The following is a 15,725-nucleotide window of genomic DNA, read 5'->3' on the forward strand; positions in this document are numbered from 1 at the left end:
GGAGAGTCCGACGGCGGTGGACAACATGCGCGCGCCACGGGTTCATTCCCGGCTCACCGCGCGTCGGAGGGTGAGCAGCGGGTGCCCGCTTCGAGGGGGCCTGCGCCCTCCTGGTCGGCGGCCCGCGGGACGGAGGTGAGCGATTTCCTGAACACGTGCGCGAGCTGGGTTACGCTCGTCTTTCACTGGGGGTGAACTGGCGTGCATCGAACGTGACTTCGGGGGCCTTCTTGTCGGTACAGCGGTCGGTGTCGGCGGACGACGCGGCTGCCGCGCTGCGGCAGACCGGTGCCTCACCCCTGCGGCTCGGCGACCCGAGGCGCGTCGGCCCCTACGCACCCGTGGCGCTGCTCGGCAGCGGCGGCATGGGACGCGTCTATCTGGCGCGTCCCGCGGACGACAGCCCCGGGCTGGTCGCGGTGAAGGTGATCAGGCCGGAGTACGCGGAGGACCCCAGGTTCCGGCGCCGGTTCGAGCGCGAGGCAGCCGTGCACGCCCGCCTCAGGACACCGCACGCACCGCGTCTGTGCGGCACGGGCTTCGAGGACGAACTGCTGTGGATGGCCACGGAGTACCTCCCGGGCTTCGACCTGGCGGAAGCCGTGAGGGAGTACGGCGCCCTGGAGCCGGCCGCGGTGTGGCGGCTGTTGGCGGAGCTGGGGCAGGCACTCGCGGGTCTCGCCGACGAGGAGATCGTGCACCGCGACCTGAAGCCGTCCAACGTGCTGCTCTCGGTCCGCGGTGCCCACGTGATCGACTTCGGGATCTCCAAGGCCGTCGACGCCAGCGCGATCACCGGCACGGGCAACCGGGTGGGGACCCCGGCCTACATGTCGCCCGAGCATCTGCGGGAGGGCCGCTCCGACACCGCGTCGGACGTCTTCTCGCTGGCCGGGACCCTGGTCTACGCGACCACGGGACGTGCCCCGTTCGGCGACGGCACGGGCGTCGACGTGATGCACCGCGTGGCGTACGAGGACCCCAACCCCGAGGTGGTCGGGGAGATCTCGGCGGCGGACCAGGAGCTCGGTGCCCTGCTGACCGCCTGCCTGGACAAGGACCCCGCGCGACGGCCCGGCCCGCGGGAGCTGGTCGACGCCGCCCGGGTCCGTCCCAGGGCCTCCGTCTGGCCGGAGCCGCTGGGCGGCAAGGTGCTCGCCCGGCAGCAGGCGTACGAACTGCTGCACGGTCTGCCGGTCGCCCGCATGGGCTGTCTGCGGTCTCCCGGCGATCTGCCGCCGGTGGTGTCCGCGCGCCTCCCGCAGCCCGCTGCGCTGTCCGCGCCCTCCGAGGGGCAGCCGCCCGCGAAGCCCGCCGGCGGCCCACCGCAGCCCCCGCCGGACCCTCCGGAGACCCCGGTTCGCAGCCGCAGGAAGGTGTTACTGGTCGCCGTCGCGGCCGTCACGATCTGCGTCGTGGCCGCGATGGCGCTGCTGCTGATCCGGCAGGACCCCCCTGCCTCCGCTTCGCCGGAATCCGGTGCCGGCAGGGCTGAGGGCACCGGCCCCCGTGGCCCCGCCACCGGTTCGCTCTCCCCGAGCACGGGCGGACTGAGCCGCCCGGACGTCGACGGCGCCGTGGCGGAGAACCCCGACACAGAGCCGGGGGCCACCTCGGCGGAGCCCCGTGCCTCGGGCTCCACCGGCGGCCAGGACATCGACACCCGCCCTACCGGTGACGATCCGTCGACCGCTCCGTCTGCTGTCACCCCGTCCGCCGACAGCCCGTCCACCGGGACCGGCACCGCTCCCTGGCTCGCGGAATGCACCTACTACGACGGCAACGGACGCACCCGCCTCGGCGACAGCGGCAAACGCGTACAGCAGGTGCAGTGCATGCTGACGGAGCGCGGTTACGGCGTGGGAGGCACCGGCGTGGACGGTGAGTTCGGCTCCGGCACGGAGGACGCGGTCCGCGCCTTCCAGAGCGACCGGGGCCTGAGCGCGAACGGCGTCGTGGCACACGACACGTGGGTCGCGCTCCGCAGCGCCGAGTGACCGCACCCGGACCGACGCGCCGCACTCACTCGTCGATCACGGCGCCGAAGCGGGCGCCGTGGCCGTTGCCGCCGAGAGCGGCGGCGCCGTAGGAACGGGAACCGTCGGCGAGCAGGCCGTCACCGCTCGCGGGCAGCAGCCACACCGCGCCGTCACCGGCGTTCTCGTCGGGCGCCGCGGCCACCAGCTCCGCCCGGCCGTCGCCGTCGGTGTCCACGAGCCGCACCTGGGCGCCCCAACCGTCACCGGCCTCGGCGGCACCGGGGACGCCCGGGGAGTTCTGGTCGAAGTACTGGGCCCCGGTGCCGGTGACGCCCTCCTGCGAGCCGCGCAGCAGCCACACCGCGCCCGCCCGCTGTTCGCCGTCCGCGTCCTCGCCGGGCGCGCCGACCGCCACATCGGCGAAACCGTCACCGTCGACGTCGGCGACGGAGAGGTCGTTGCCCCACGCGTCGCCCTGCTCGCCCGCTCCGGGCACGCCCGGGGAGTTCTGCGACCACCACTGCGGGGCGGTACCGGGGCCCTCCGTGCCGGCGGGTCCCTCCCCGCCGCCGTAGTAGACGCCGACCAGACCGCCGGGCGCGTCCGCGTCACCGGCCGTGTCGTCCACGCCGCTGAGCTGGCCGACCACGAGGTCGTCGTAGCCGTCGCCGTTGACGTCGCCGGAGGCGGTGCCCAGGCCGCCGTGCAGGTCGTACCGGTAGCCCAGGCCCTCTTCTCCGCCCGCGTAGTAGGCGGACCAGCCCTTGGTGTAGTCGTCGTCGGGGCTGTAGCCGGAGACGACGAGGTCGGCGAAGCCGTCGTGGTCGTAGTCGCCGGTGGTCAGGTAGGCGGCCTGGAGGGTGTGGCCGGTGGAGTGCGGGGTGCCGACCTGGCGCAGGACGCCCGCGTGGTAGGTGAAGACGTGCAGGCCCACCTTCTGGTCCAGGACGACGAGCTGGTCGCCGACGATGTCGCCGGTGAACCGGGCGGCGGCCACCGCGTGGCCGAACCGGGCGCCCTCGACGGGGGTGGCGGCGGTGAAGGTGGCGGTGCGCCCGGTGTCGAGGCCGTGCGCCGAGCCGTAGACGACGGTCACCCGGCCCGCGTCCTCGACGGTGCCCTCGTCCTCGCCGGGGGTGCCGATGACCGCGTCGTCATAGCCGTCGCCGTCCAGGTCGCCGGTCGCCACGGCCTGTCCGAAGTGGTCACCGGTCTCGGAGGTGCCGGGCACGCCCTTGGTCGACTGGCTGACGACCTGGACCTCGCCCTTGGGCACGGTGTTGTTGGTGCCGATGCCGTTGGGGGCGCCGTACTGGACGGTGACGTACCCGGCGCCCTCCTTGCCGTCGACGGTGCCCTCCGGGACGCCGACGAGGAGGTCGCTGTAGCCGTCGCCGTCGAAGTCGCTGTTGCGGTCGGCGGCGGCGGTGCCGCCGGGGACGCCCGCGAAGGCGGCCGGTGCGGCCAGGATGCCCGCCCCGGCCAGCAGCAGGAAGGAGGCCGCCGCTACGGCGGCGGAGCCCGCGGTACGCCGGGTGGTGCGCGTGGTGATGCTCATGTCTGTTCCCCCCGTGGGAAGTTGATGATGTGTCAGTCGGCTGGTCCGGCCGACCGGTTCTGGTCGCAACGCAGGGTTCGACACGACGGGCCCGGTACTGGTTGTGGGGGCCCGGCGTGCTGTGACACGGCGGTGACATCCGTTTCCCGCCCACGACACCCGGTACGGTTCCGGGCCGTACGGTTCAGCGCACCGGCTCGCCGATGCCCAGCAGGTTGCCCTCGCTGTCGCGGAACCAGGCCGCGCGCTCCCCTCGGGAGTGCTTGCTCGGGTAGTTGCCCTCGACGTCGGCGATGCCGTCCTTCGTGCGCAGGCCGGGGACGTCGAACTCCTCGAAGACCACGCCGCGCTGACGGAGTTGGGAGACCGCCGTCTCGATGTCGTCGACCTCCCAGCCCATCTGGGTGAAGGTGCCGGGCGAGGTTCCGGTCGACTGGAAGAGGGCGAAGTCGGTGCCGCCGCAGCGGTACAGCAGTCCGCCGGGGCGTTCGTCGACGGGCTCCAGTCCCAGCCGCTCGGCATAGAAGCGCCGGGCCCGGTCCAGGTCCTGCGCGGGCAGCCGGGTCGCCACGCGCCCCCGGGCCAGAATGTTCCTGTCGTCTGCGGTCATGCCCCCACTCTCGCCCGCCGCCTCGCCGAACGGGGAACGCCCGCGCCCTGTCAGTGCCGGGCGAACTGGAGCCGGGAGGATCACCGTCAGTCGCCGCCGGGTCCGGAGAGGTTGCCGCAAGGGGTCGGTGGCCAGGCGGTGGGGCACGTCGTCCTGCCTCCACCGGCGTCAACAGCGGCTCCTGTAGGGGGCGTTGACACTCTTCGGGTTCGGCGTCACGGTGAGGGTTCTGCCGCGCATCGGGCCCGGAGGTCTCGCCTTGGCTGGTTCATCCGCACCGAACTCGGACGCCGGACTCCTCGAACGTGTACGGAAACTGCAGCCCCTCATCCGTGCGCACGCCGTGGGCACGGAGCAGCGACGCCGGGTGGCCGGAGAGGTCGTCGCGGCCCTGACGGACGCCGGGGTCCACCGCATGAACGTGCCCCGCCGGTACGGCGGTCACCAGTCCTCGGTGCGCACACAGGTCGACGTGCTGAGCGAGGTCTCGGCCGCGTGCGGGTCGACCGGGTTCACGGCACTCATCCAGGCCGGGTGCGCGTTCATCGCCGCGCTCTTTCCGGACGAGGCACAGGACGAGATCTTCGCCGACCCCGGCGTACGGGTCAGCGGCACCCTCGTCCCCAAGGCCAAGGCCCGCCCGGTGGACGGTGGTTACGTGGTCGACGGCACCTCGCCGTTCGCCACCGGCTGCCAGGACTCCGACTGGCACCTGCTGACCGCCGTGGCCGACACGGGGGATGGCCGCCCTCCGCGTCTGTTGTGGACGGCCGTTCCGATGTCCGACCTCGACGTGCTCGACGACTGGCACGTCTCCGGGCTCGCCGGGAGCGGCAGCAACAGCGTCGTGGCCCGTGACGTCCTTGTCCCGGCCCACCGTGTCCTGGAGCTGGGGCCGTTGCTCGGCGGTTCCTTCCCGTCACGGCGCAACAGCGCCGACCCCTTCTACGGCATGCCGGTCCTCCTGCTGTTCTGCGCCTGGACGGCGGCCGGCGCCCTCGGCCCCGCCCGGGCGGCGCTGGCGGAGTTCGGCGAGCGCGTCCACCAGCGGGGCATCACCTACACGTTCTACGAGCGTCAGCGCGACGCCCCGGTGACGCACCTGCAGTTCGCCGAGGCCGCGATGAAGATCTCCTGCGCCGAACTGCTCACCGACGACTACGTCTCGCTGATCGACGCCCGGGTCGCCGACGGGAACTCCTACACGACGGAGGAACGGGCGCGGATCCGGGCCCAGAGCGGTTATGTGGCGCGGCTGTGCAAGGAGGCCGTGGACCTGATCGGTTCCGCGTCCGGAGCGTCGTCGCTGCGGCTGGAGGTGCCGGTCCAGCGGGCCGTGCGGGACCTGAACGCCCTCAACCTGCACTCCTTCGTCAACCCCGCCGCCAATCTGGAGCTGTACGGCAGGGTGCTGTCCGGGCTGGACGCCGGTACGCCCTTCCTCTGAGGCCCGGATGAGGCCTCGGATCAGACCTCTGATGAGGCCCCGGACGGATCGGCCGTGCGGGCTCCCGTCGGCCTCGGCATCGGGTCGACGGGGCCGCGCACGGCCGTGAGGGTCCGCGGGCCGGTCAGCCGTCGGCCAGGAGCTCCAGGGTGTCGATCACGCGGTTCGAGAAGCCCCACTCGTTGTCGTACCAGGCGACGACCTTGACGTGGCGGCCTTCGACGCGGGTGAGCGCCGAGTCGAAGATCGACGAGGCGGGGTTGCCCGTGATGTCCGAGGAGACCAGCGGGTCCTCCGAGTACTCGAGGACGCCGGCCAGGGGGCCCTCGGCCGCGGAGCGGTAGGCGGCGAGCACGTCCTCGCGGGTCACGTCGCGGGCGACGGTCGTGTTGAGCTCGACGATCGAGCCGACCGGCACGGGGACGCGGATCGAGTCGCCGGACAGCTTGCCGTCCAGGTTGGGGAGCACGAGCCCGATCGCCTTGGCGGCGCCGGTCGTGGTGGGCACGATGTTGACACCGGCGGCGCGGGCGCGACGGGGGTCGCGGTGCGGGCCGTCCTGGAGGTTCTGCTCCTGGGTGTAGGCGTGCACCGTGGTCATGAAGCCGTGCTCGATGCCGGCGAGGTCGTCGAGGACCGATGCCAGCGGGGCGAGGGCGTTGGTCGTGCACGAGGCGTTGGAGACGATGGTGTGCACGTCCGGGTCGTAGGCGTCGGTGTTGACCCCGTACGCGAGGGTGACGTCGGCGCCGTCCGAGGGCGCGCTGACGAGGACCTTCTTCGCGCCCGCGTCGAGGTGGGCGCGGGCCGCCTTGGCCGAGGTGAACCGGCCGGTGGCCTCCAGCACGATGTCGACGCCGAGTTCGGCCCAGGGCAGCTGCGCCGGTTCGCGCTCGGCGAGCACGGTGATGCGGCGTCCGTCGACGACCAGGGTGTTCCCGTCGACGGTCACCGGACGGCCGAGGCGGCCGGCCGTGCTGTCGTAGGCGAGCAGCCTCGCGAGGGCGGCGGGTTCGGTGAGGTCGTTGACGGCGACGATCTCCAGGGCGCTGTCGCGTTCGAGGAGCGCGCGCAGCACATTGCGTCCGATACGGCCGAATCCGTTGATGGCGATGCGAGTCATGAATGGTGTCCCTTCCCTATGCCCACCAGGCTCGCGCGCGGCATCGCCCGCTGACAGTGGCGGGATCGCCACGGTTCAAAAGGATCGCGCCAAGCCCGTGCCCGTGCCGAAGGAAGGGCTACTCGCCCCGGGTGAAGGTGCGGCGGTACTCGCTCGGTGTCGTGCCCAGGATGCGCTGGAAGTGCGTGCGCAGATTCGCGCCCGTGCCGAGTCCGACGTCGGTGGCGATCTGCTCGACGCTCCGCTCCGAACGCTCCAGCAGCTCGCGGGCCAGGTCGATGCGGGCGCGCATGACCCACTGCATCGGCGTGTATCCGGTCTCCTCGACGAAGCGGCGGGAGAACGTGCGCGGCGAGACCGCGGCCTGGCGCGCCAGGGTGTCGAGGGTGAGGGGTTCGCCGAGTCGGTGCAGGGCCCACTCCCGGGTGGCGGCGAAACGCTCGCCGAGCGGTTCGGGCACGCTGCGCGGCACGTACTGGGCCTGGCCGCCGCTGCGGTAGGGGGCCGCGACCAGGCGCCGGGCCGCGTGGTTGGAGGCGGCCACCCCGAGGTCGCCACGCAGGATGTGCAGGCACAGGTCGATGCCGGAGGCGGCGCCGGCCGAGGTCAGCACGCTGCCCTCGTCGACGAACAGCACGTTCTCGTCGACCCGGACCAGGGGGTGCTTCGCCGCGAGGGCCCTCGTGTAGTGCCAGTGGGTCGTGGCACGCCGGCCGTCGAGCAGGCCGGTCGCGGCCAGGGCGAAGGCGCCGGTCGAGATGGCGGCCAGCCGTGCGCCCCTGTCGTGGGCGGCGACCAGGGCCTGGACGACGGCCGGCGGCGGGTCCTCACGGTCCGGGAAGCGGTAGCCGGGGATGAACACGAGGTCCGCCCACGCGAGCGCCTCAAGGCCGTGGGCGACGTGGTACGACAGCCCGTCCCCGCCGCTCACCAGCCCGGGTGCCGCACCGCACAGCCGTACCTCGTACGGCATGCTCGCGCGCGTGGTGAACACCTGCGCGGGGATGCCGACGTCCAGGGGCTTGGCGCCTTCGAGGACGAGAACGGCGACGCGGCGAAGGCGGGAGGCTGACACGGGGACAGGCTACGAGGCGGTCAGGCGCCCTCGACGGTCGCGGTGACCGGTGTGCCGATCTCGACCGTACGGCTGACCGTGCACAGGCGGTCGTGGGAGGTCTTCACCGCCCGGGGCAGGATGGCGCGGGCCCGGTCCGCGCCCTCGCCGTCGGGGAAGGTCACGGTGAAGGTGACCGCGAGGTCGGTCAGCCGGTTGCCGAGTTCGTCGCTGACCTTGTTGCCGCTCACCTCGACGGTGAAGGTGTCGGGCTCGGCGTGACGGCTGGTGGCGAGGTCGACGTCGACCGCCGTGCACCCGCCGAGCGCGGCGAGCAGCAGTTCGACGGGGGTGAACTCGCTGTCGTCGCCGGTGCCGAAGCTGATCGTGCCGCCCCGGGTGTTGGTGGCGGTGAAGTGGCCGGTGCTGGTGCGCTCGACGGTGACGGACCGCGCGGAGTTTTCGCTCATGACGAGGACATTAGTGCGGGGCACCGAACGGCGCCCACGGGCCCTGTCCCCTGCCTCGATGAAGCGGCCCGCCCGGTCGAGGGCGCCCGCGCGCCGTGGAGTCGAGGACCACACCGTCCGCCTGCCCCGTACCGCCTGATCTCGCGGTCAGCGCGGCTCGGCGGGCAGCAGCCCGTTCACCCAACTCGGCAGCTCCGGGTCCTCGCGCCAGGCCGCGGCGATCGTGAGGAGTGCGTCCCACGATGCCTGGGCGACGGGGCCGGGGTGACCGCTGTCGAGCTGCTCGTACAGCCGACGGTACAGACGGCACGTGACGTCGTAGAGGGCCCCGTTGACCTCCGCCACACGCGCCAGGGCGGAACCCGGGGCATGGGGCGGCTCCCCCTTGAGGCGGATGGTCACAGCCGCTGCCGCGTACGTCCGGCCGTCGATGAAGTCCCGCAGCGCGGCCACCTGGTCCCGTGTCGGCAAGGGGTGCTGGACGGAGCCCGATTCGGTCATGCGGCAAGGCTATCCGCGAGGCCGCCGTTGTCCGAGGCCCGGCCCCGCCGACTTGAGGGGCCGGCAGTGCGGGGTGCTGCCTCTCACCCGTGCAACGACCGGTACGCCTCGACCGCCCCGGGGTGCAGCGGCACGCTGCCCGTGCCGATCAGGCTGCGGACGTCGAGGAACTGCGCGCCGACGGCGCCCTCCGGGACGAAGGCGGGGGCCCGCAGGACGAGGAGGCGGGCGAGGGCCTCGGCGGTCTCGACGGCGAGGTCGGGGCGGCAGACGAGGAGGTTGGACACGCCGATGGTGGCCACGCCGGCGGCGGCCCGGTAGGCGTCCTGCGGGAGTTCCACCTTCTCGAGACCGGAGGCGGCCAGCCCCTCGGGGCCCGCGACGCCGGGCAGCAGGCCGGCCAGGGACAGGAAGCGCAGCCCGGGGTTCGCGTCGAGGTTGGTGAGGGTGGGCAGGGGTACGCCGCCCGCGACGAGCAGTCCGACGACGGAGCCGGTGCGCAGCTCGCGGGCCGCGTCGGCCAGCCGCAGGTGGCGCACCGGGAGATCGGCCCCGGGGGTGAGGCCGGCGGCGTGCAGGAGGCGTTCGCCGAGCAGGGCGGCGCCCGAGCCGGGGGCGCCGAGCGAGACGGGGTGCCCGGCGAGGTCGGCCACCGAGCGGACGGGCGCGTCGGCGCGGACGGCGAACTGGAGGTAGGTCTCGTAGACCCGTCCGATCGCGCGCAGGGGCACCGGGCGGGGGAACAGCGTCGTGTCCTGGGCGGCGCGGGCCGTGTCGGTGAGGACCAGCGCGAGGTCGGCCTTGCCGTCGCGGATGAGCTCGATGTTGGTGATGCTGCCCGCGGTGGTGCGGACACGGCAGCTCAGGCCCGGGTGCGCCGCCTCCAGCTCGGCGGCGAGGAGGCGGCCGAAGGCGGCGTAGAACGCGGTGGGTTCACCGGTGGCCAGCCGCAGGATGCCGCGGGGACCCGGGCGCCGGGCGGAGGTGTCGGCGGTCAGGGCGCCGCCGAGGACCGCGGCGGCGGTGAGTCCGAAGGCGCCGCGCAGTGCGGTGCGGCGGTTCACCGGGATCCTCCGCTCGGCAGGACGGCGCGGGCCCTCAGGCCGTGCGGGTGTGCCGGGGCCAGTTCGAGGCGGCCGCCCCTGCCGGCCAGGAGCTGTTCGGCGATGGCGAGGCCCAGTCCGGTGCCGGAGGTGCCGTGCTGGCGGGTCGAGCGCCAGAACCGGGTGGTGGCCTGCCCGAGTTCGTCCGGGGTGAGGCCGGGGCCGTCGTCGGTGACGGTGAGGACGGTGTGCGGGCCCTCGGTGGTGCAGCGGAGTTCGACGTGGGCGCCGTGGCCCGCGTACTTGATGGCGTTGTCGAGGAGGACGTCCGTGATCTGGGCCAGTTCGTGGTCGGTGCAGGCCGCCGCGGCAGGGGTGCCCGCCGTGACGGTCAGGTGGACGCCGGCCCGGTGGGCGACCGGTTCCCACACCCGCTGCTGGGTGAGGGCGACCTCGGCCGCGTCGCAGTGGGCGTCGAGCGGGTCGGTGACGTTGAGCTCTCCGGCGCGGTGCTCGGCGGTGGCGAGCGTGAGCATGTCGTCGAGGAGCGTTTCGAGGCGTTCGAGTTCCGTGGTGACGCCGTGGTAGGTGCGGTCCGCCGAGTCCGGCAGGTGGGCGGAGAGGGCGTCCACCCGCAGGCGGAGCGCGGCCATGGGGTTGCGCATCTGGTGGGAGGTGTCGGCGACCAGCCGTCGCTGCTGTTCCAGGGCGGCGGTGACCGCGCTCGCCATCCGGTTGAAGCCGGTCGCGAGCTGACGCAGTTCGGGCGGTCCGCCGGCCCGGGTGTGGTCGGGCGGCAGTCCCGCGGCGAGCCGCCCGACGGCCCGGTCGAGGCGGCGCAGGGGGCTGACCACCCAGCGGGTGGCGGCCCGGGCCAGGACCGTGCAGGCGAGCGCGACCAGGGCGGTGCCGGCCAGGACGGCGCTCCACCGCCAAGTGATGTCGTCGGCCGCCGTGCCGACCGAGGCGCGCAGCACGACCGCTCCGGAGACCTGGGTGCCGGTGCCCGCGGGTTCGGCGAACATGCGGGGGGCGCGTGACCAGGGGTGCAGCGAGCCGGTGGGGTGCGCGGTCTGGTTGCGCAGGGCACCGTCGACGAGCCGCGCCACCTCGGGGTCAGAGGCGTGCATGCCGCCGGTCTCGACGACCGCGCGGCGGCGTGTGTCGGTGACGACGAGGGGTTCGCCGTAGAGCTGGGTGTAGCGGCGGGCCTCCGCGGTGAGCGCGGAGGTGTCGCCGGTGCGGGCGGCCTGGTCCATGAGGGAGGCGAAGCGGTCGAGGTCGGAGCTGCGGGCGAGGACGAGCTGCTGGGTGCGGTCGGAGGCGGTGAACAGCAGCAGCGGGACGGCGAACGCGGCCACCGCGAGGACGCCGAACATCAGCAGCACGGCCTGGACCCTGGTGCGCACCCGCGGTTCCTCAGTCGCCGAGGCGGTAGCCGAAGCCGCGGATCGTGGTGAGCAGTCCGGGGCGGCCCAGCTTGGTCCTGAGCTGGGTGAGGTGGACGTCGAGCGAGCGGGAGACCGCCTGGTAGGCGTCGCCCCACACCTCGTCCAGCAACTGCTCCCGGCTGACGGCGGTGCCCGCCCGGGCGGCGAGCACGGCGAGGACGTCGAACTCCTTGGTGGTCAGCTCGACCGGTGCCCCGGCCACCCGGACCCGGCGCGCGTCGAGGTCGACCTCCATGTCGCCGACCCGGACCGCCGGCAGGGACGAGGTGTCGCGCCGGGACGCGGTGCGGCGGGTGACGGCCTCGATGCGGGCCAGGAGTTCCTTGAGGCGGACCGGCTTGACGAGGTAGTCGTCGGCGCCGAGCCGCAGCCCGCGCACCACGGAGCGTTCGTCGCCGCGGGCGGTGAGCACGACCACGGACATGTCGCTCACCGTCCGCAGCTTGCGCAGCACGTCCAGGCCGTCGGTGTCGGGCAGGCCCAGGTCGAGGAGGAGCAGGTCGGAGCTGCGGTGGTAGGTCAGGACGTCCCGTCCGTACCGCACCCGCCGGGTGACGTGCCCGTGGTCGTAGAGGACCTCCACCAGCGCGGCGGCCACTCCGTCGTCGTCCTCGGCCAGAAGTATGTCCACGCCGCCCGCCTCCTTTCGGCCTCACCGCGACACGACCCGTGTCCGAAAGCCATGGGTCACGTCCGAATGTAGACCACGTTCCGGTGAGCCCCGCCGCTCTGTTAAGGAGGCGTTAGTTCTGTGCCGGGCGCTCTCCCGACGCCTCCGACCTGGGCCGACGCTGCTCCCGTCGACGACGACGCCGTAAGACGGAGGTAGCAGCACATGATCATCGACTGTCACGGGCACTACACGACCGCGCCCCCGGCGCTGGAGGCGTGGCGGTCCCGGCAGGTGGCCGCGCTGGGCGATCCGGCGGCCGCCCCGGCCCGGTCCGACCTGCGCATCGGCGACGACGATCTGCGGGAGAGCGTCGAGCCGAACCAACTGCGGCTGATGGACGAACGCGGCATCGACCTGACGGTCTTCTCGCCCCGTGCCTCCTTCATGGCCCACCACATCGGCGGCTTGGAGACCTCCGCCGCCTGGGCCGCCGTCTGCAACGAGCTCTGCCACCGCGTGGCCACCCTGTACCCGGAGCGGTTCGCGCCCGCCGCGATGCTCCCGCAGTCCCCCGGCGTCGACCCCGCCACCTGCGTCCCGGAGCTGACCCGCTGCGTCGAGGAGTACGGCGCCGTCGCGGTGAACCTCAATCCCGACCCCTCCGGCGGCCGCTGGACCGCTCCCCCGCTCACCGACCGCTCCTGGTACCCGGTCTACGAGAAGCTGGTCGAGTACGACATCCCGGCGATGGTGCACGTCAGCACGAGCGTCAACCCCGCCTTCCACACCACCGGCGCCCATTACCTCAACGCCGACACCACGGCGTTCATGCAGCTCGTCCAGGGCGACCTCTTCGCGGACTTCCCGACCCTGCGGCTGGTCATCCCGCACGGCGGCGGAGCGGTCCCGTACCACTGGGGGCGTTTCCGGGGCCTGGCGATGGCACTCGGCAAGCCGCCGCTGGAGGAGCACGTCCTCGGGAACGTCTTCTTCGACACCTGCGTGTACCACCAGCCCGGCATCGACCTGCTCTTCGACGTGATCCCCGCGAAGAACATCCTGTTCGCCTCGGAGATGATCGGCGCGGTCCGGGACGTCGACCCGTGCACCGGCCACCACTTCGACGACACCGGCCGCTACGCCGAGGCCGCGAAGCTGCCCGCCGACGACCTGGCCGCCGTGCAGGAGCACAACGCGCGTGCCGTGTACCCGCGGCTGGACGCCCTGCTGCGTCGACAGGGGCGCTGATCCGCGTGCACCTCCTCTCCCCCAAGTCCCCCGGCTGGCTTGACTGGTACCCGGACCCGTCCGTCCCCGCCTTCCGGCTCCCGGCCGGCACGGTCGACACCCACTGCCATGTCTTCGGCCCCCAGGCGCGGTTCCCGTTCGCACCGGAGCGGAAGTACACGCCCTGCGACGGCGGTAAGGAGCAACTCTTCGCCCTGCGCGACCACTTGGGCATCGCCCGCAACGTCGTCGTGCAGGCCACCTGCCACGGCGCCGACAACAGCGCCATGGTCGACGCGGTCCGCGCGGCGGGAGACCGCGCGCGGGGCGTCGCGACCGTACGGCCCGACGTCGAGGAGGCCGAACTGCGGGCGCTCCACTCGGCGGGCGTCCGCGGGGTGCGGTTCAACTTCGTCCGCCGGCTGGTGGACACCGCCCCCGAGGACGACCTGCGCACGATCGCCGCGAAGATCGCCCCGCTCGGCTGGCACGTCGTCCTGTACTTCGAGAGCGCCGACCTGCCCGAACTCGCTTCTTTCTTCGCCTCGTTGCCCACACCGCTGGTGGTGGACCACATGGGCCGGCCGGACGTCACCCAGCCCGTGGACGGTCCTGAGTTCAGCCGGTTCCTGCGCTTCGTCGACGCCAACGACGTCTGGGTGAAGGTCACCTGCCCCGAACGGCTCAGCGTCACCGGCCCCGCCGCCCTCGACGGTCAGCGCAACGCCTACACCGACGTCGTGCCCTTCGGCCGCCGCGTCGTCGAGGAGTTCGGCGACCGGGTGCTGTGGGGCACCGACTGGCCGCACCCCAACCTCACCGACCACATGCCCGACGACGGGCTCCTCGTCGACCACGTCCCGCACATCGCTCCCACCGAGGAGCAGCAGCGGCTGCTGCTCGTCGACAACCCGATGCGCCTGTACTGGCCCGACGAGGCCTGAGGACATCCCCGCCTTCCCCTCCCACTCCGACAAGGGCCGCACATGCAACGAGCCAACGCGCTGAACCGGCTGGACCGACTGCCGGTCTCCCGCTTCCACAAGGTCACCCTGCTCGCCGTGTCGTTCGCGTACTTCTTCGAGTTCGCCGACATCAACACCTTCGCCACCACCGCCCCGAAGCTGATCGACCTGTGGGGCATCACCGTCGACCAGATCGCCTACGTCACCTCCCTGTCGTTCGTCGGCATGTTCATCGGTTCCGTCGTCGCCGGCACCATGGCCGACCGCTGGGGCCGCAAGCGGACCCTGCTGCTGACCACACTGTTCTTCGGGGTGTTCTCCTTCGCCTCGGCGTTCTCCTGGGACCTCGTCTCGCTCGGCGTGTTCCGCGTCCTGACCTCGGCGGGGCTCGCGGCGATGACCGTCGTGGCGGTGATCTACGTCAACGAGATGTACCCGTCCGCCGTCCGCGGGAAGTTCCAGGCGTACGCCATCGTCATCGGGATCTGCGGCACCCCGGCCACCAACCTCATCGCGAGCGCGGTCGTCCCGCTCAGCGACTGGTCGTGGCGGCTGGTCTTCCTGTGGGGCTCGCTGGGCCTCCTGCTCGTCCTGTTCACCCGGCACCTCAAGGAGTCGCCGCGCTGGCTGGAGAGCCGGGGCGAGCACGCCGCCGCGGACGAGGTCCTGCGGGAGATCGAGGCGCGCGTCGGCGCCGAGATGGGCCCGCTGCCCGCACCGGCGCCGCCCGTCGAGGAGGCCCCGGCGGCCAAGGCCTCCCTGCGGGTGCTGCTCCAGCGGAAGTACCTGATGCCGACCCTGCTGCTCACCGTGCTGTGGGTGACCCAGACCATCGGCTTCTTCGGCTACTCGAGCTGGGCACCCACCCTGCTGGCCAAGGAGGGCTTCAGCGTCGAGAAGTCCGTCTTCTACGTCGCCCTCACCACCGTCGGCGCCCCGCTGGGCTCCTACCTCGCCGCCCTGGTCACCGACCGGTTCGAACGCAAGTGGTGCCTGGTCGCCTTCGGCACGGTCATCGCACTGTGCGGCCTGCTGTACGGGCTGACCTTCAACCCGCTGCTCATCGTCGTGTTCGGCTTCCTCGTGAACCTCTTCGAGCGCGGCTACACGGCCCTCGGGTACGCCTACTCCCCCGAACTGTTCGACACCCGGGGCCGCTCGCTCGGCACGAGCGTGTCGTACGGCCTCGGGCGCCTCTCGAACGCCGCCGGTCCCCTGATCGTCGCGGCCCTCTACAACGGCCACGGCTACCAGAGCGTCTTCTGCTTCATCGCAGGCACCTGGCTGGTCGGCGCGATCGTCCTGGCCGCCTTCGGTCCCCGCACCCGGCCGAAGCGCGTTCCGGTGGACCAGCCACGACGGGAGAGCGTGGCCGGCTGAAGCCGCGACCTCTCGGGCACGGCGGACGTCGACTGTCCCCCGGAACGAACGCGGGTGCCGGAGAGGGGACTTGTGAAGTGTCAGTCCTCGCTCCGGCACCGGTCGGGCGGCGCTAAGCCGTCACACACGGAAGATCTCGAGGAAGCTGCTCCAGAAGCCCTTCTTGGCCGGCTTCTGCGTCGCGGCCGGCGCGGGGACGCGGGCCGCCTGCTGGGGCTGCTGGACGGCGGTCGGGCGGGGCGCGGTGGGCACGCCGTACGCCGAGGCCATCCGGGTGGCCGGGGTGGGGCTGAACTGCACGGGG

At 72.8% G+C, this 15,725-nt stretch carries 14 protein-coding genes and 1 pseudogene; 5 read left to right on the forward strand and 10 right to left on the reverse strand.

All coding sequences use genetic code 11. The features are described 5' to 3' along the window. The first annotated feature begins 230 nt into the window (after positions 1 to 230). A complete protein-coding gene (locus AOJ26_RS00485) occupies positions 231 to 1,997 on the forward strand; it encodes a serine/threonine-protein kinase (RefSeq protein WP_078959676.1) in 1,767 nt (588 codons plus the stop codon). Positions 1,998 to 2,022: 25 nt separating this feature from the next. Here AOJ26_RS00485 and AOJ26_RS00490 read toward each other — a convergent pair whose 3' ends face one another. Continuing rightward, positions 2,023 to 3,537 (reverse strand): FG-GAP repeat protein, encoded by a 1,515-nt coding sequence (locus AOJ26_RS00490; protein ID WP_053846119.1) that lies wholly within the window; start codon positions 3,535 to 3,537, stop codon positions 2,023 to 2,025. A gap of 184 nt (positions 3,538 to 3,721) precedes the next feature. Further along, positions 3,722 to 4,147, reverse strand: a complete 426-nt coding sequence (locus tag AOJ26_RS00495) for a VOC family protein (protein ID WP_053846120.1) — start codon at positions 4,145 to 4,147, stop codon at positions 3,722 to 3,724. A gap of 259 nt (positions 4,148 to 4,406) precedes the next feature. On the opposite strand from AOJ26_RS00495, the gene AOJ26_RS00500 reads away from it, so the two are divergent. Next, positions 4,407 to 5,594: an acyl-CoA dehydrogenase family protein gene (locus tag AOJ26_RS00500; protein ID WP_053846121.1), complete on the forward strand. Its 1,188-nt coding sequence runs from the start codon at positions 4,407 to 4,409 to the stop codon at positions 5,592 to 5,594. Between the two features lie 124 nt (positions 5,595 to 5,718). Here the strand turns inward: AOJ26_RS00500 and gap are convergent, their stop codons facing one another. From gap to AOJ26_RS00535, 7 genes are all read right to left on the reverse strand, one after another. After that, a complete protein-coding gene (gap, locus tag AOJ26_RS00505; RefSeq protein ID WP_053846122.1) occupies positions 5,719 to 6,717 on the reverse strand; it encodes a type I glyceraldehyde-3-phosphate dehydrogenase in 999 nt (332 codons plus the stop codon). 118 nt (positions 6,718 to 6,835) lie between these two features. Beyond that, positions 6,836 to 7,792 carry a GlxA family transcriptional regulator gene (locus AOJ26_RS00510; RefSeq protein WP_053846123.1) on the reverse strand — a complete coding sequence of 319 codons (957 nt, stop codon included), beginning with the start codon at positions 7,790 to 7,792 and terminating at the stop codon, positions 6,836 to 6,838. A gap of 20 nt (positions 7,793 to 7,812) precedes the next feature. Continuing rightward, the gene (locus AOJ26_RS00515; protein WP_053846124.1) at positions 7,813 to 8,241 is read right to left on the reverse strand and encodes an OsmC family protein; all 429 of its coding nucleotides are present in this window, start codon (positions 8,239 to 8,241) and stop codon (positions 7,813 to 7,815) included. A gap of 147 nt (positions 8,242 to 8,388) precedes the next feature. Continuing rightward, a complete protein-coding gene (locus AOJ26_RS00520) occupies positions 8,389 to 8,742 on the reverse strand; it encodes a hypothetical protein (protein ID WP_053846125.1) in 354 nt (117 codons plus the stop codon). Between the two features lie 83 nt (positions 8,743 to 8,825). Continuing rightward, the gene (locus tag AOJ26_RS00525; RefSeq protein ID WP_053846126.1) at positions 8,826 to 9,806 is read right to left on the reverse strand and encodes a TAXI family TRAP transporter solute-binding subunit; all 981 of its coding nucleotides are present in this window, start codon (positions 9,804 to 9,806) and stop codon (positions 8,826 to 8,828) included. Then, positions 9,803 to 11,194: a sensor histidine kinase gene (locus AOJ26_RS00530; RefSeq protein WP_053846127.1), complete on the reverse strand. Its 1,392-nt coding sequence runs from the start codon at positions 11,192 to 11,194 to the stop codon at positions 9,803 to 9,805. Before AOJ26_RS00530 ends, AOJ26_RS00525 begins: the two co-directional genes overlap by 4 nt. A gap of 10 nt (positions 11,195 to 11,204) precedes the next feature. Beyond that, the gene (locus tag AOJ26_RS00535; RefSeq protein WP_053846128.1) at positions 11,205 to 11,867 is read right to left on the reverse strand and encodes a response regulator transcription factor; all 663 of its coding nucleotides are present in this window, start codon (positions 11,865 to 11,867) and stop codon (positions 11,205 to 11,207) included. A 204-nt stretch (positions 11,868 to 12,071) separates the two neighbouring features. On the opposite strand from AOJ26_RS00535, the gene AOJ26_RS00540 reads away from it, so the two are divergent. From AOJ26_RS00540 to AOJ26_RS00550, 3 genes are read left to right on the forward strand one after another with little or no spacing between them, the layout of a single operon-like run. Continuing rightward, complete coding sequence (locus AOJ26_RS00540; protein WP_053846129.1) at positions 12,072 to 13,097, forward strand: amidohydrolase family protein; 1,026 nt, start codon at positions 12,072 to 12,074, stop codon at positions 13,095 to 13,097. A gap of 5 nt (positions 13,098 to 13,102) precedes the next feature. Next, the gene (locus tag AOJ26_RS00545) at positions 13,103 to 14,020 is read left to right on the forward strand and encodes an amidohydrolase family protein (RefSeq protein ID WP_053846130.1); all 918 of its coding nucleotides are present in this window, start codon (positions 13,103 to 13,105) and stop codon (positions 14,018 to 14,020) included. A gap of 42 nt (positions 14,021 to 14,062) precedes the next feature. Then, positions 14,063 to 15,421: an MFS transporter gene (locus tag AOJ26_RS00550; RefSeq protein WP_053846131.1), complete on the forward strand. Its 1,359-nt coding sequence runs from the start codon at positions 14,063 to 14,065 to the stop codon at positions 15,419 to 15,421. Positions 15,422 to 15,541: 120 nt separating this feature from the next. On the opposite strand, the pseudogene AOJ26_RS00555 reads toward AOJ26_RS00550, so the two are convergent. Next, a pseudogene (locus AOJ26_RS00555) lies at positions 15,542 to 15,725 on the reverse strand (cytochrome P450); the annotation flags it as partial.

Source organism: Streptomyces sp. NRRL B-24085 (assembly GCF_001282115.1).
Classification (GTDB): domain Bacteria; phylum Actinomycetota; class Actinomycetes; order Streptomycetales; family Streptomycetaceae; genus Streptomyces.